Origin of the sequence: Flavonifractor sp. An100 (assembly GCF_002161175.1) — a bacterium.
In the GTDB taxonomy this organism is placed as follows: domain Bacteria; phylum Bacillota; class Clostridia; order Oscillospirales; family Oscillospiraceae; genus Lawsonibacter.
Genome location: NZ_NFMA01000010.1, coordinates 12,737 through 26,440 on the forward strand (window position 1 = coordinate 12,737; position 13,704 = coordinate 26,440).

16 protein-coding genes are annotated in these 13,704 nt (G+C 62.1%); all 16 read right to left on the bottom strand.

All coding sequences use genetic code 11. The annotated features are described in order from the left end of the window. Positions 1 to 67: 67 nt before the first annotated feature. The 16 genes from B5E43_RS07290 to B5E43_RS07365 all read right to left on the bottom strand — a co-directional run bounded on the left by B5E43_RS07290 (position 68) and on the right by B5E43_RS07365 (position 13,618). Positions 68 to 526 carry a hypothetical protein gene (locus B5E43_RS07290; protein WP_087395131.1) on the bottom strand — a complete coding sequence of 153 codons (459 nt, stop codon included), beginning with the start codon at positions 524 to 526 and terminating at the stop codon, positions 68 to 70. A gap of 81 nt (positions 527 to 607) precedes the next feature. Further along, positions 608 to 3,127 (bottom strand): bacterial Ig-like domain-containing protein, encoded by a 2,520-nt coding sequence (locus tag B5E43_RS07295; RefSeq protein WP_087395134.1) that lies wholly within the window; start codon positions 3,125 to 3,127, stop codon positions 608 to 610. A 15-nt stretch (positions 3,128 to 3,142) separates the two neighbouring features. Beyond that, positions 3,143 to 3,796: a phage tail protein I gene (locus B5E43_RS07300; RefSeq protein WP_087395139.1), complete on the bottom strand. Its 654-nt coding sequence runs from the start codon at positions 3,794 to 3,796 to the stop codon at positions 3,143 to 3,145. Continuing rightward, on the bottom strand, positions 3,789 to 4,934 hold the full coding sequence (locus tag B5E43_RS07305) for a baseplate J/gp47 family protein (RefSeq protein ID WP_242964758.1): 1,146 nt from the start codon (positions 4,932 to 4,934) through the stop codon (positions 3,789 to 3,791). Before B5E43_RS07305 ends, B5E43_RS07300 begins: the two co-directional genes overlap by 8 nt. Positions 4,935 to 4,938: 4 nt before the next feature. Next, positions 4,939 to 5,244, bottom strand: coding sequence for a hypothetical protein (locus tag B5E43_RS07310; protein ID WP_087395143.1), 306 nt, complete (start codon positions 5,242 to 5,244; stop codon positions 4,939 to 4,941). Beyond that, complete coding sequence (locus B5E43_RS07315; RefSeq protein ID WP_087395146.1) at positions 5,241 to 5,636, bottom strand: phage tail protein; 396 nt, start codon at positions 5,634 to 5,636, stop codon at positions 5,241 to 5,243. The genes B5E43_RS07310 and B5E43_RS07315 overlap by 4 nt, the downstream gene beginning before the upstream one ends. 3 nt (positions 5,637 to 5,639) lie before the next feature. Beyond that, positions 5,640 to 5,978, bottom strand: a complete 339-nt coding sequence (locus tag B5E43_RS07320) for a PAAR domain-containing protein (RefSeq protein ID WP_087395149.1) — start codon at positions 5,976 to 5,978, stop codon at positions 5,640 to 5,642. A 15-nt stretch (positions 5,979 to 5,993) separates the two neighbouring features. Continuing rightward, positions 5,994 to 6,386 (bottom strand): hypothetical protein, encoded by a 393-nt coding sequence (locus B5E43_RS07325; protein ID WP_087395151.1) that lies wholly within the window; start codon positions 6,384 to 6,386, stop codon positions 5,994 to 5,996. Between the two features lie 10 nt (positions 6,387 to 6,396). Then, complete coding sequence (locus B5E43_RS07330; RefSeq protein WP_087395153.1) at positions 6,397 to 7,689, bottom strand: hypothetical protein; 1,293 nt, start codon at positions 7,687 to 7,689, stop codon at positions 6,397 to 6,399. After that, positions 7,686 to 7,898, bottom strand: coding sequence for a tail protein X (locus tag B5E43_RS07335; protein ID WP_087395156.1), 213 nt, complete (start codon positions 7,896 to 7,898; stop codon positions 7,686 to 7,688). The genes B5E43_RS07330 and B5E43_RS07335 overlap by 4 nt, the downstream gene beginning before the upstream one ends. A gap of 10 nt (positions 7,899 to 7,908) precedes the next feature. Continuing rightward, positions 7,909 to 10,371: a phage tail tape measure protein gene (locus tag B5E43_RS07340; RefSeq protein ID WP_087395160.1), complete on the bottom strand. Its 2,463-nt coding sequence runs from the start codon at positions 10,369 to 10,371 to the stop codon at positions 7,909 to 7,911. Positions 10,372 to 10,491: 120 nt separating this feature from the next. After that, entirely contained in the window at positions 10,492 to 10,851 is a 360-nt protein-coding gene (locus B5E43_RS07345) for a phage tail assembly protein (protein ID WP_087379261.1), read from the bottom strand. Then, positions 10,851 to 11,372 (bottom strand): phage major tail tube protein, encoded by a 522-nt coding sequence (locus B5E43_RS07350; RefSeq protein WP_087395163.1) that lies wholly within the window; start codon positions 11,370 to 11,372, stop codon positions 10,851 to 10,853. Before B5E43_RS07350 ends, B5E43_RS07345 begins: the two co-directional genes overlap by 1 nt. Before the next feature lie 3 nt (positions 11,373 to 11,375). Continuing rightward, positions 11,376 to 12,848 (bottom strand): phage tail sheath family protein, encoded by a 1,473-nt coding sequence (locus tag B5E43_RS07355; RefSeq protein ID WP_087395166.1) that lies wholly within the window; start codon positions 12,846 to 12,848, stop codon positions 11,376 to 11,378. Positions 12,849 to 12,863: 15 nt separating this feature from the next. Next, positions 12,864 to 13,124: a hypothetical protein gene (locus B5E43_RS07360; protein WP_087395169.1), complete on the bottom strand. Its 261-nt coding sequence runs from the start codon at positions 13,122 to 13,124 to the stop codon at positions 12,864 to 12,866. Then, on the bottom strand, positions 13,121 to 13,618 hold the full coding sequence (locus B5E43_RS07365; protein WP_087379273.1) for a hypothetical protein: 498 nt from the start codon (positions 13,616 to 13,618) through the stop codon (positions 13,121 to 13,123). Before B5E43_RS07365 ends, B5E43_RS07360 begins: the two co-directional genes overlap by 4 nt. Positions 13,619 to 13,704 lie beyond the last annotated feature (86 nt).

The window sequence follows — 13,704 nt, forward strand, 5'->3', positions numbered from 1 at the left end:
GCCGTCAAAGCACCCGCCGCCCTGCCACCCGGCACGTTTTCAGAGATACACCCAAATGGCCAGTGATTTATTTTCTTTTCCGGTCGCTCTCCAGAACGGCCCGGATCAGTTCATTTTCCCGGTCGATCTTTTCGCCCAGGCTTTGCGACATATCATCCAGTTTCTTGGTGGCCTCCGCCGGCGGTACGCTTTTCCCGTCCGGCTTAGTAAAGCACCCCTGCGGGTTCAGCGCCAGGATGGTGTAACAGTGTCCCAGGCGCACGTCCAGGGCCATAAGCGCGGCCCTGGCCTCCAGCAGGTGGCCTTTCCGCAGGCCCAGGTTCGGCTCTCCCTTTGGAAAAATGCTGTTCGCTTTTTCCGTCTGGTCGATCACCTCCCCGGCCAGCGCCGCCACCGGCTCCGCCAGCAGGCGGGCGTACCTGGCGGAAAGCCGGGTCAAAAATGCCACGGTTTCCGTGTAAATCTCATTGGCCAGGTTCACATACTCCGCCTTGCTGGTGGATCGCTTGCTTTTCAGGACAGACATGGCCGCCCCTCCTCTCGGTGTGTGTTCGGCGGGATCCCGCCCACTTCCGTGGGCGGGATTTTCCCCGATTGCTCCGCCGGATTAGGCTGCAAAGCCGGCGGCCACGGCCCAGGAATCGCTCGCGTTGGAGTAGTCGGCGGCGCCGTTGGTGCCGACAAGGCAGAAATAGCTCGTGCCCGTCGCATAGACGGACCGGCACCACGCCCTGGCCGCCGTGCCGGTGGCGTTGTGCTTGTAATGCACCTTGCTGTTGCCCGCCTGATAATAGGCGTACTGCTGCTGGAAGTTCTGCTCCGCGCTGTTGGCATAGGTCCGGGTTCCGTGGTACTCGAACTCCGAAAGCAGGGGCAGGTAGTCCGTGGTGCTGGTCACATAACTGGCCGTATTGTTGCCGCCGCCGGTGTTGTCCGAATACTTGGTGATCGGTTTCATAACGGCCCGGAGGTCCGCCGGCAGGGCCGCCAGCAGGGTGTTGGCCCGGGGGCTGGTGGGGCTTGCGTCGGACCCCAGCACCGTCTTTCTCATGTGGCTGTTGGCCCACCCGCCGCTGTTGGTGTTGCTGGTGTTCATCGTGAACGCGCCGGAGGTGGAAGTATAATTTCCGTATTCACTATCACAGAGGCCCACCTGGGTATTGCCGATTTTGCCGATCTTGAAGTGGATCCGGTTGGAACCCTCCCGGCTGGCGTTGTGGTTGAACCCGATAATAAACACGTTGATCGCCAGGTTGGAAATGTTCGTATTCCCCACCTTTCCGTTGATCGTGATCTGCTTGGTGTCGCCTACGTCCCAGTAGTTGTCCCCCTGGCCGGCGTCGGAAACGGCCTTGATAGTGGCCCATGAATTGCTGTTCAGGGTGTTGGAGATCGTGGTCACGGTGATGGCCTGGGTGTCGGTTTTAGTCACCCCGCCCTCCGAATATGACACGGTGATCGTGTTGTTTCCCGCCGCCAGGGCGCCGCTGGGGGAATAGGTGTACCCAGACACCGCCGCGCTGCTCCCGTCGTTGTAGTGGGCCGTCACCACCATACCCGCCGGGTTGAAGGTTTCCCCGGAGAAATAGGCGGTTTTAGTGGGCGGCGTGGTGATCTCGATACTGTCCAGCACCTTGGACACCGTGATGGCCTGGGTGGTCTGCTCGGTCACGCTGCCCTCCGAATAGGAAATAGTGATCGTGGTGTTGTTCATGGCCAGGGCGCCGGTGGGGGAGTAGGTGTACCCCGTCACCGCCCGGCTGGTGTCGTCGGTGTAGTAGGCCGTCACCACCATGCCCGCCGGGTTGAAGGTTTCCCCGTAGTTGTACGCTGTTTTGGTGGGTGCCGTGGTCACGGCGATGTGGTCCAGCGTCCGCACGGCCACGGCCACCGTGGCGGTTTTCTGGATCCCGGCCCGCTGATAGGTAACGGTGACGGACTGGGTTCCCTCCGCCATGGTGTCCGGGGAGAAGGTGCAGTCCTCCGTCACGTTCTCGGTGGTGTCGTCCTCAAAGGTGGCCGTCACTACCATGCCCGCCGGGTCGAACGCCTCCCCGATGAAATAAGTGGTTTTGGTGGGCTGTGTGGTCACGGCGATCCCGCTCGTGATCATCAGGTCCACCTCATACAGCAGGGCGCCGCTCACGTTCACCACCTCGGACACGCTTTCCCCGTTCAGTTGGGCGGTCACGGTCCAGTTTCCCACGTTGGGCAGTTCAAACTCCGTGGACCCCGTGCCCTCCAGGGTTGTCACGCCGTCCGAACAGGTCACAGAGGCCCCCGCGCAGGTGGTCACATTGATGGCCGGGCTTTGCACCCCGATGGCCTCTTTCAGCGCCTGCAGGGTGGTCCGCTTGTGCTGGCTGTTGGTCACGTCATAGAAGGGGATCAGGTCCTGGGTGGTCATGGCCTGCGCCGCCGTCAGGGCGTTTGTGGGGGCCTGGTAGTCGGTGCCCGGCGTGGCCGCTCCCACGCTGTACGTGTCGCCGCCCTCTCCGGTGGTCTTGGTCCCTTTCAGGATCCCCTCCACCTCGATCTTGTCCTGCTTGTTCTCCAGGGCGCCGCCGTGTGCGTTCGGGTCCTCGTTGTGTTCGTCGATCAGGTCCTGCAGGCCGTCCTCCAGATCCGGCTTTAGGGTCCCGTTGAAGTAGTCCGCCACGTCCTCGGCGGTCATCCACGCCTCCGCCGGGTATGCCACGTCAACCTGGATCCCGGTGGTGACGGTGATGGAAACGGGATACCGGCGCACGTCCGGGGCGGCCCCGGCCACGTAGGCGCTCACGTACTGCTTGGCGTCGCCCAGGGAACCGTACCCGATCATGGTTTCCGCGCCGTTCCCTATCTTGCCGAAAATGCCAAATTCACCGATCCAGAACCCTTCCTGCAGGCCGCCGTTCAGGTCGGACCGATACTCCACGATCATGTTGACGTTGTTCCCGTCCACCGTCGGCTCGGTGCTGGTGGCCTCCGGCCCCGGGGTGATCAGGTTCGTCAACTTCCGGGCGGCCTCCGCGTTGTCTGCGGTGCCCTCGCCCATGACCGCCTTTGTGATGGTCAGGGTTTGGCCCGCCACCATGCTGGCCAGCAGGCTGTTTCCTGCCTCGGTGATTACAAATCCGTAAAACATGGGTTTTCCTCCTGTTTAGATCGCCGCCGGGATGGCGGTTTGTGTAATGGTGCCGAATGTTCCGCCCGCTCGGATCATGTCCTCCAGGTGGTAGTCCACCGCCGCCTCCGGCAGGGGCGTGGACGTGTAGCCCTTCCCCATGGTCCCCGTAAACGTCACCATATCCGGGTCCATGGCGGTGATCGTGATAATATCATCCAGCCACGACGAAAGGCGCTTGACGGAGGACAGGACCCGCCGGAACTCCTCCAGTTCCCCCGGCCCTACCTCTCCGCCGTCGCCTACGTAGGCGCGGAAGTGGTGGGGATCCCCGTCATACTCGTACCATTCTTCGATGTACCCGGTTTCAAAGATGGTTTCAATGATCCGGTTCACCGCCGCCGGCGTCCCCATCTGCGTGTAAAACAGGAGGGACCCCTGGATCAGCGCCCGTTTGGTTTTCAGGGAATAGTTTTCATCATAGGACGGGGTGCGAAGTTCTACGGCCATATAGTCCAGCAGCCACTCCGGCATGGTCGCTATGGCCGCGTAGGTCCTGGCCGCGTCGGAGTAGGCGCACAGTTTTTCAATCTGCCGCCCCACCGCGTAGGCGAAAGCCTGGGTTTCCACCTGGCTGGCCAGGTTTTCCGGCATAATGTCCGTGAACCGGCTCCCGGAAAGTTTAATCATCCTCCAGCCCTCCGTAACTGATCACGGCGTCCCCCTGGAGGGCGGACACCTTGGTGGCGTCCACGGCGGTGTATGTGGGGGCCGTCACGGTCACGCGCTTGGCGCCCGCGTCCATGACCATGCGGACCAGTTGGGAGGGGTTAATATCCCGCCCGATGGCTCTTTGCCAGGTCTGGTAGTCCGCCACGGCCTGGGCCACCGCCGCCTGGATGGTCACGGCTTTGGCGCTGTCGCTCCGGTTGATGTAATAGGTCAGGTTGATGGTGTACGTGACCTCTTGCGGCGCGGCCACCCGTACCAGGTCCGTCATGGGCCGGATCGTCTTGCCCTGCAGGTAGCCCTCCAGGCCCTCGATCATTTCCTCCCCCGGGGTGCTGCCGTCGGCCATGATGAAAACAATGTCCACGGTCCCCGCCGCCTGGTTGCTGGTGGCCACCACGTCGCCTATGGCGGCGCTGTACGCCTTGGCGTGGTACAGGTATCCGTCCTCCGGTCCGGCCGTAGAATAGGCCCCAGGGGCCAGGAAAACCCGCTCCGCCAGGTCGTCGTCGCTCTCGATCTCCGCGCCGCCCTCGGTGGCCGTCGTGTTGGTCACGCTGGCCACGTATGGGATCGGATCCACAATGGTGGCCAGTTCTCCGGCGGCGAACCCGTTTCCGTCCGTGCCCGCCACCGTGCAGGTGGCCGGCACGTCCACGGCGGTGGACCCCGCCGGGATCTCCGCGTACACGTCCGTTGCGAAGTAGGTGGCGCCGGCCGTGGAAACGCGGGTCCCCTGGGGGATCCCGGTGGCCGTGTCCCGCACCGCCGAAAGGGTAAAGCGCAGGGTGGTGGTGGCCGGCGTGGCCGGGTTCCGGGTCACGCCCTTAAAAATGGCCAGGTTGTCCAGGAAATCCGAATAGGAGTATTTCAGGATACTTTGCTTTCCCTGTCGGTCAATGTACTGCATGGCCTGGTAGATCTGCGCCGCCGCCGCGTAAAGTTCCATACGGTGGACGCTGGACCGCTCCAGGGTCACGGTCTGGCCGGTGGCCTCGGAAATAAAACTTTCATAGTCCGCCACCATTTCCTGCCGCACCTGGTCAATGTCCTTGTTGCCGATGAAAGAAATGTCCGGCAGGCTCTTGATCGCGTTCATTTCGTCAGGCACTTGTGATCACCACCTTTGCAATTAAATTCCCTTGTCCTCCGCTGCTCCATTTGACTTCCTGGACCCGTACCGTGGGGATAAACTTGGCCACCTTCTCCGTGACCTCCGCCGTGTATAGGCTTTTGGCCACCTCCGGCGGCATATCCACAAAGTCCATGTTCAGGCCGAACTCCCGATCCAGGGGCATGGTGCCCTCCCGCGTGGACAGGAGCAGGGCCAGTTGCCGGTCCAGTTCTGCCATGTAGTCGCCGGCGAAGGTGTATTCCAGTTTGAAGTCGTAAACGCCGGTTTCGTTCATGTGTACTCCTCCAGGTTGATGGTCATGGAGGCCCTGGCCAGTTCGCCCCGGTTATACACCACGCCCCAGGTTTCGCTCGATCCGGTCAGGCGGAAGGGGTTGTTTCCCACCGGCCTGTTGCCGATCACCAGGGTTTCCGCCGTGCCGTTCTCCACCATGTTCTCGATGGCCTCCAGCACGTCCCGGGGGCGGACCCCCAGGGTGGCGGAAATGGTGATCGTCAGGCTGGCCGTCTGCAGGCCGGCGCCCAAAAACTCCGGCTTTGGCTTGACCCCCTGGGGTTCGTGGTTGGCCCACCGGCTCGTGATCTCCCGGGTCATTTCCGAAAACGTAAAAACCCGGTCGTCGCTCACCTCAAAAACGATCTTTCTTCCCAGTGTTCCGATGGCCATGGTTTACCCTCCGATCCGCACGGTGGCGCTGCCTCCGGTGATGGTCCCGCTCCCGCTATGGGGGTCCAGGGCGTCGCCGGTGCGGGCCGCCGCTTTTCCGTTGATCCGCACGGTTCCGCTGCCTGCCGCCACCGCTCCCTGGCTGGATCCACAGCACCCGTCCCGCTCGGTGGTGATACTTCCCACCGTCGCGGCCGCCAGGCCGTTCACCCGCACGTCCCCGGAACAGGCCCCGGAGATCTCCCCGGTGAATGGTTCGGGGGAGTGTGGGGGCACGTGCCCCGAATGTTCCCCGTCGGTGGTCCCGTCCACCGCGTCCGTCAGTCTTGCCGCGTTTGGCATGGTTCCCGCCTCCTTTTAGTTCAGGTCGATGGTGGCGCCGTTGATGGTGATGGCCCCGCCGGCCTCGATATTGATGGCCCCGGTGCATTTGATGGTCAGGGTGCTGCCGTCGTACCGGATCATGGCGTCCCCGGGGTTCTGCCCCAGGTCCTTCCGGTACAGGGTGGCCCCGCCCTCCGGCGGCGCGTTCTTCTCGCTCCACGGCCGGCCCAGGACCACGCCGGCCTCCGTCCCGTTGGACAGGTGGACCACAAGGACCTGGGACCCCACCGGGGGCATTTTGTACTCATGGGAGAGAAGGGGGATCAGGCGCGTCACGTCGTCGTCCTTTTCGTGGTACACCACCCGGGCCATGCCCTTGGCGTAGTCGATGGACGATATTTTCCCCAGGCGAATTTCTCCCTTCATTGGCTCCTCCTTACTCGGTCAGGGCGTTGGCGGCATTGATCAGCAGCCGATCCAGCCACGCCAGGGCGCTGTGCTTGCTGGCCCAGTAGTCCGGGGAGTTGATCACGCCGGTGCGGGTCAGCACGTCCAGGGCGTCGTCCACGGTGGTGATACTGCTGCCGCCCAGGTTGGTCTTGATCCGGGTGGCCATGTTCAGGATCAGGCCGTCCAGGTTGGCCACGTCCTTGTAATGCTGCACCCAGTATTCCGGGCTGTCCATGACGCCCACCGCCGCCAGGCGCTCCGTGGCGTCCTTGATCACTTCCTCGGTCATGGCCTCCACCAGGGACAGTTCCATGTCCATGGTGTATCCTCCGCCCACCGTGTGGGTGATACTGTCGATAAAATACTTGCCGGAGAGGCGGCCGATCCCCACCACGGTGACGCACTGGCTGGCCACCAGGTCCGGCCGCCCCATGATGGTCAGGGACAAGGTGGTGGCGCCGTGGTTGGCGTTGGCCACCGCCGCCGTGATCTTGCGCTCCGCGTCGGCCTTGTTGTCGGCCTTGCCGGATTGTTTCAGGATCCGGGTCCCCGTCCCCACCGTGACCTTGATCTCCTCCTCGGTGTTCGGGTCCGTGTAGGTGTATTCCCCGCCGGTATAGGTCCCGTCAAGGGTGGTATTCCAGGAACCGCTTTCGATCTCGCTTTCCCGGATGGTGCCCGCCACGTCCCGCTCCTTGTACTGCTCCCGGTCGTACACCACGATTTTTTGGGCGTACACCTTCATGGAAAGGCCGTATTCCTCGCACAGGCTCATATAAAACTCGCAGTCCGTTTGCTCGGATTGCTCCACGCTTTCGACGGTAATGGGTTCCCCCTCCACGTCCCAGGTCAGGGTAATGCCCGCCCTGGCCGCGATCTCGTTTCCTATGGCCTGCAGGGTGGCCTTTTCCCAGGTCTTGGTCCGCTGCGTCGCCCGGAAAGCACTATCCGCCGGCACCGATACGGCCGAAATGGTCCCGGTCATTGGCCACCACGAAAAACTGTAATTGTCCAGGATGAAAAATCCGCAGTCCAGGGTCCGGTTGTCCCCCTCCCGCTCCCAGTCGTACACCTTAATGGCGGCCGTCAGGGTGTCCCCGGTTTTCGGCATCCACGCCGTGGTCCATTGGCGGTCCCGGTCGTTCATGCTGATCTCCAGGCTGTCCGCCTCGCCGCTGGCCGCGTCCGTATAGGTCACGGTGGCCTTGTAGCCCACCATTTTGCTGGTGACGGCCGCGCCGTTCCAGGTCAGATCCGTTTCCGCTCTCCGTGTCCTCATGCGGTGGTCCTCCAGATCGGCGCGTTGGCCAGGTCGTCGTCCTCCGGCAGGTCCGGCGTTTGGAGGACCACCCCCGCGTCAAACACGAAGGTGTCCAGGTGCGGGAAGTTGGCCTGCATGAGAAAGCCGGTATATTTCACGTCGCCGTACACCCGGAACGCGATGGCGTCCCAGGCGTCGCCCTGTTTCGTCGTATAGGTCTTTTCCATGGCGCCCTCCTTACCCCATCGCAGGCTCCGGCTTGAATTTCTTCCGGCGCTCCTCCGCTTTCAGGCGCTTATACAGGCGCTTGAACTCCTCGAAGGAGATCCTGGTGGCCTCCTCCACCTCCTCGCGGTCCGCTTTGCCGTAGAAGTTCAGCACGGGGGAGAATACGATGGTTTCCCCGTCGCCGCCCTCCTGGCCGTCTGCGCCGCCGGTCGGTTTCGGTTTCTTGGTGTATTCGTCCAGCAGGGCCGCCAGTTTGGACAGGGGCATGACGGCCTCCGGTTCCCCGCCCTCGCCGATCTCCGCCAGGGTGGGGGAGGTGGCCACGCCGCCCTCCGCCAGTTGCGGGATCGTTGGGATATTAAAGCCCAGGGTTTTGCCGCCCACCAGGGGCACCCAGTCCGGTATCGTCACGGAAATGCTGTTGATTTTGGAAAGCACCCAGTTAATGGCCGAAATGACCCCGTTGATCGGCGCCTTGGCCAGGTTCACGATCATGCCGAACAAATTTCCAAAGATGTTTACAATATTCTGCCAGGCCGCGCTCCAGTTGCCGGAAAATACGTTGCTGATAAAGTCGATGATATTTTGAAAAATCGCTTTGACGTTATCCACCGCCGCCTGGATACTCTCCCACCATCCCTGCAGGTAGGCACCCAGCAGGGGGAATTTTTCTCCGATGGCCGCGATGGCATTTCCCACCATGTTGGAAAAGTTGGTCCAGATCTGGTTCACGGTGTTGCCGAAATTCACCAGCCATGCCTTTACGGTGTCCCAGTTCTTATACAGCAGGACCAGGGCGGCCGCCACGGCCGTTATGATCCCCAGCGTCATTCCCATTGGGCTGGTCAGGAATTTCACCGCTGCGCTCATGGCCTTTGTGGCGACGGTTGCCGCCTTAGTCGCCAGTGTGCTGGCCTTTGTGGCCGCAGTCTGCGCCCAGGTCGCCGCCGTTGTCTTGGCCCGGATCAGTACGTCCTTGACCTCCAGCGCATACAAATAAGCGGTTTCTGCCTTGTCTTTGACCTTGGCCGCAATCAACTTTGTATATACCGGAACGATCTTTTGCAGGTTTGCCAGCATACCCTTTGCGTTTTTATAGGCACCCATGGCCTTGTTGGCTGCGCCCATTCCTACGGAAAGGGCTTTTGCACCAGCGGCCACGGCCAGCACCGTCCCCTTATGCTCCCACAGGAAGGACAGGAACGGCTTGGCCTTTTCGTATGCCTTGCCCGCCCAGTTTGCAAAGTCGCGGATCCCGTCCACCAGGACCGGCAGGCCGTCCGAAATGGCCCCGCCAGCCCAGTCGGCAAAGTCCCCGGCGATTTCTGCGATCACTGGGGACACCTCCTCCATGGCCTCCGTGATCTCCGGCATACTGTCCATAAGGGATCGATACACGGCGTCCGCCGCCGGCAGCAGGGCCACCTCCATCTGGCGGCCGATCCCCTGGATCGCGCTGTCCAGGTCGTTGTACTTGACCTGGTTGATCTTCTCCAGGGCGCCCTCGGTATCGTAGGCGGCCTGGGACGCGCCGGCCATGGCCTCCATGGCCTCCGTCCCCAGGTCCTCCCACATGGTGCCGAACAGGGCCACGCCCAGGGCGTCCCGCTCCACCTGGTCGTCAACGGCCATAAGGGTGTTGATCACGTCAAAAAATGCTTTGTTGGCCCCCTCACCTCCGGCGGCAAAGGTGGCCATGATTTCCTCCGCGTTGTACCCCAGGGACGCGAACGCCTCCACCGTGCTGTCGCTCCCGTCAATGGCCCGGATCGAAAACTCCTTGATGGCGTCGCCCACCTTGTCCAGGTTCCAGGCGGTTCCGTCCGCCCCCGCCTGGAGAATGTTAAACATTCCATCTGCGTCAAAGCCCAGTTTTGCAAACTGGGAGGAATACTCGTTGATGGTGTCGATCAGTTCCCCGGAGTAGTCCAGGCCGTTTTGTGCGCCGGCCGCGATCAGGCTGAAAGCCTCCTCTGCGGAGGAACCGAAGTTCTTTCGGATGGCCTCCGCCGCCCTGGTGCTTTCCGCCACGTCGTACTCGAAAGCGTCCCGCAGGGCCAGGGCGCCCTCGGTGGCCGCCGTCAATCCGTTCTGGTCCAGGTTGGCCATGTTCCGGTTTACCATGGCCACCGCGTCGCCCACGTCGGCCACGCTGTCCCCGTAGTTGGCCGCGTACACGTCCTCCATAACGTCCCGCAGGCCCTCCAGTTCCTTCCCGGCCGCGCCGGTGGAGGCGGCCACCTGGTTGGTGGCCGTCTGCCATTCTCCACCCAGGTCGGCCAGGTACTTGGTGGCGGCGATGGCCCCGGTCCCCATCGCCGCCAGTCCCGCCGTCATGGTGGTGGATACTTTGTTGGCCGCCTTTTGGATGGTCGCCAGTTGCTTGTTGGCCGCCTTGGTACTGGTCCCCAGGGATTTATCTACCTTTCCGGCGATTTTTATGGCCAGTTCCATGACCTTGCTTTTTGCCAATTTCAAGCACCACCTTTGCCATGTCGTTCAGATCGTCCAGCGGCAGGCCCAGGAAGTAGTCCACACCGCTATGCAGTCGGAGAGATAGGGCAACACACCCTTTTTTGATTTCCGGCGGGTTTATTCCTCTCCATCCCCGCCGTACAGAAAACCCGTGACCAGGTTTTTCAACTTCATGGCCTCCACCGGGGGCAGGCCCTTGAAGAACTCCACGGGCTTGTGGCTGGCCCTGGCCGCCATATACATGGCATAAGGCAGGGTCATTTCCGGGATCGGCGTCACGCCCAGTTCCCGGTTGGCCAGTTTGGCCACGGCGCACAGGTCCCCGGCCGTCATGTCCTCCATGCCGGACAGGTCCACCTCGGTGTATTCCTGGCCCTCGAACTTGTAGGGCTTTCGGAATTTCAGGACCAGGCTTTCCTCCTCGGTTTCCTGCTCCGCCGCACCCAGGGCGGCCGTGTTCTCGGTGCTGTTGCTCATTAGGTCATTTCCCTCACTTTCTGCAGCAGGTCAACGCCGTTCACCTTGAAGGTCGGGTTGATCTTGTCCAGTTCCACCAGGGTGGTGCCGTCTACCTCGATCAGGATATAGGACACATTCAGGGTCACGCTGCTTTCCATGGGGTTGGCGTTCTGTACGCTACCCATGGCCAGGGTGGCGCTTTTGCCGCGCACCACCACGCGCATGGACCGAAATTCCGTGTCACCCTCCACGGTCAACGCCTGCTGGGCCGCCCGGAGGGTCAGCCGCACCGCCTTGGTCATGTCCAGCATATCGGTGGCCTCGCGGTCCAGGACGCGGAAGGGGATCTCCATTTCCATGTTGGAGAAATGGCCCACGGTGGGGTCGTCCAGTTCGCCCAGGATCCCGGCGCCGGAAATGGTTTCCGCCATGGCCTCGAAGTCCGGCAGGGTGACTTCATCGCCCACGCCGATCAGGCGCTCCGCGTCGTTGTAGACGTTGTAACTATTGATTTTGCTGGGAATATTGGGAACGCTCATGGTTTATTCACCTCCACCAGTCAGGGCGGCCTCCAGGGCCTCCGTGTCGTATTCGCGGATATTCTCGATGTACTCCGCCGGGATATAGGGCGCCAGGTACGTGTGGACAGTCAGGTGGCCGTCCAGCAGGTTGGTGATCGGGTTTTCGTCGCTCTTGAACTCAGTCCGGTATCCGGCGCAGTAGTCCCGGGCCACGTACCCGTTGCCGATGATATTCTGGCTGTCCACGATGGATTGGATCAGTCGGGTGTTGCCCGGCTTGTCCACCTTCTGGAAATAGGTCAAAATAAAGTTGTTGCCGTCCCAGTCGAAGAACCGCCGCACCGCCAGCCACCGATCCTTGGGGTCAGTGGTGGAGGGATAGGCCGCCGTGTTGTTGCCCCAGGCTTTGTACCCGTTTGCGTTGATGGCGGTGATCACGCCGTTGGCGTTCAGCAGGTCGTTGGCCTGCTGCTGGTCCAGCAGGACCTCCGTTCCGTCTTTCAGCACGGTTTTGGTGATCTTCAAATCCTTGTTGGACGGGCTTTCATAGGGAACGTCGCTGTTTCCGGCGTCCGTGTAGGCCGTCAGGGCGGCAAACATGGCGGACAGGTAATAAACCTTGTCGCCCACCGCGCCCATGGGCCACAGGGCCGCCGCGTGGGGAGAGGTGGCGCCCAGGGCCTCCTTGGCGGTTTTCACGTCGGTGTAAACCTCTGCGCCGTCCTCCTCCGGGTCCGTGGAAATGTCCAGGTAGGTCACGCAGTCGAAGTTCCCGTTGATCCCCTCGGTCTTGGCCTGGAGGGCCGCCGCCACGGTGGGGTTGTGGCTCCATCCGGGGGCCAGCAGGATCCCGGGCGTCATGCCGAAACGGGGATAGATCTGGCGCACCAGTTCCAGGCCGGTTTCCTTCCCGGTCAGGGCGTCCACGCCGCCCACAATGTCCGCCGCCGTCACGCCGTCCGGTTTCAGGCTGGTGCTGGCCACTTTCAGGGTTTCCGCCTCCTTGGCGGCCTCGGACAGGATGGTGATCGTCACCGTGCCGTCCTCCGCGTGGGTGGCCACGTAGTCGCTGCCGGCCACCAGGGTGGCGTCCGCGTTCTTGACCACGATGGTGTCCAGGAGGACAAACTGTTTTGCGTAGGCCACGGCACCGTCCGCCACGGCGCACTCCTCCTCCGCGTTCTGCGTGGTGTGGCCGCTCTTGCCGGGGTCCAGCACGTTCACCAGGATAATGGGCGCCACGTTGAACACGCGGAAACAGGCGTCCATGCTCTGGCAAAGGGTGAAGTTCTCGAAGTCGTCCGAATAGCCCATGGCCTGCTGGCACTCCGCGAAGGAATAGCACACCACGGGCTTGTTGACGGCCGCCGCCGGATCCGCCGCCAGGTGGATCGGGGCGGTGCCGAAGATGACCTGCAGGCCCGCCGTCCCCTGGATCGGTGTGGTCAGGCTGGTTTCCTGCTCCTGGTTGTAAACGCCGTGATTATAAGGCATAGTTGATCCCTCCCTTTAGGTTCTGCCCTGTACGGCTTTATACAGGGTGTGGATACGGCCGGATCTCTGGCGCAACTGGCGCATGGCCTCCGGCAGGTCCTCCAGGGGGACGATCAGGGCGGCCAGGACCTTGTTTTTCTCGGTCGCCGCTTTCAGCCCCTCCGGGATCCCGTTGTTGTAGGCGGTGAACTGTTTGGCCACGCCCTTGATGGACGGGCCGCAGTACACCACCGTGCCGGCGGCCTCCGCCGCCTTTCTGGTTGTTCTCTTGGTCATGTGAATGGCACCTCCTGGCGCACCGCTGGCGCCTCAAATTTCAGCGACATGGCCCCGAAATAATAGGGGTGGGTGTCCTCTTGCTGTGTGACCCACTTGATCGGGTACTTGACGGACCACGGGCCGCCTCTCGCGCCGCCGCTGTCCGCCTTGATCCGCACCAGCGGATTTTTGGCGTACCTCCCGTAGATCTCCTGGATGATGTGCAGCACGTCCCTGTATCCCTGTCGGTTCGGGTTCCGGTCATAGGTGCATACCACCAGGATCAGGTCGATCTCCTGGGCGCTGTTGGCGTCTGGAATGTTTCCCTCATTGGTCCGCACGATGATGTACGGCTCCGGGATCTCCTCGGCCCGGTCCTCGGTTTCGTCCATTCCCTCAATGATCGGGAGGTCCTGGGGGTAAACCCGGATCGGCCGCCGGTCCCCGGCGGAACTGGGAAGGGTCTGCCCCTCGAACAGGTCCGCAAGGTCCGCCACAATGGCATCCTGCAAAAATTCCGGTGTCGTGGTGTTCGCCTCCTTGACTTTTTGGCGCTTTTTGTGGTAAATTCTTTGTGGTAATACTCTGCATATCGTGG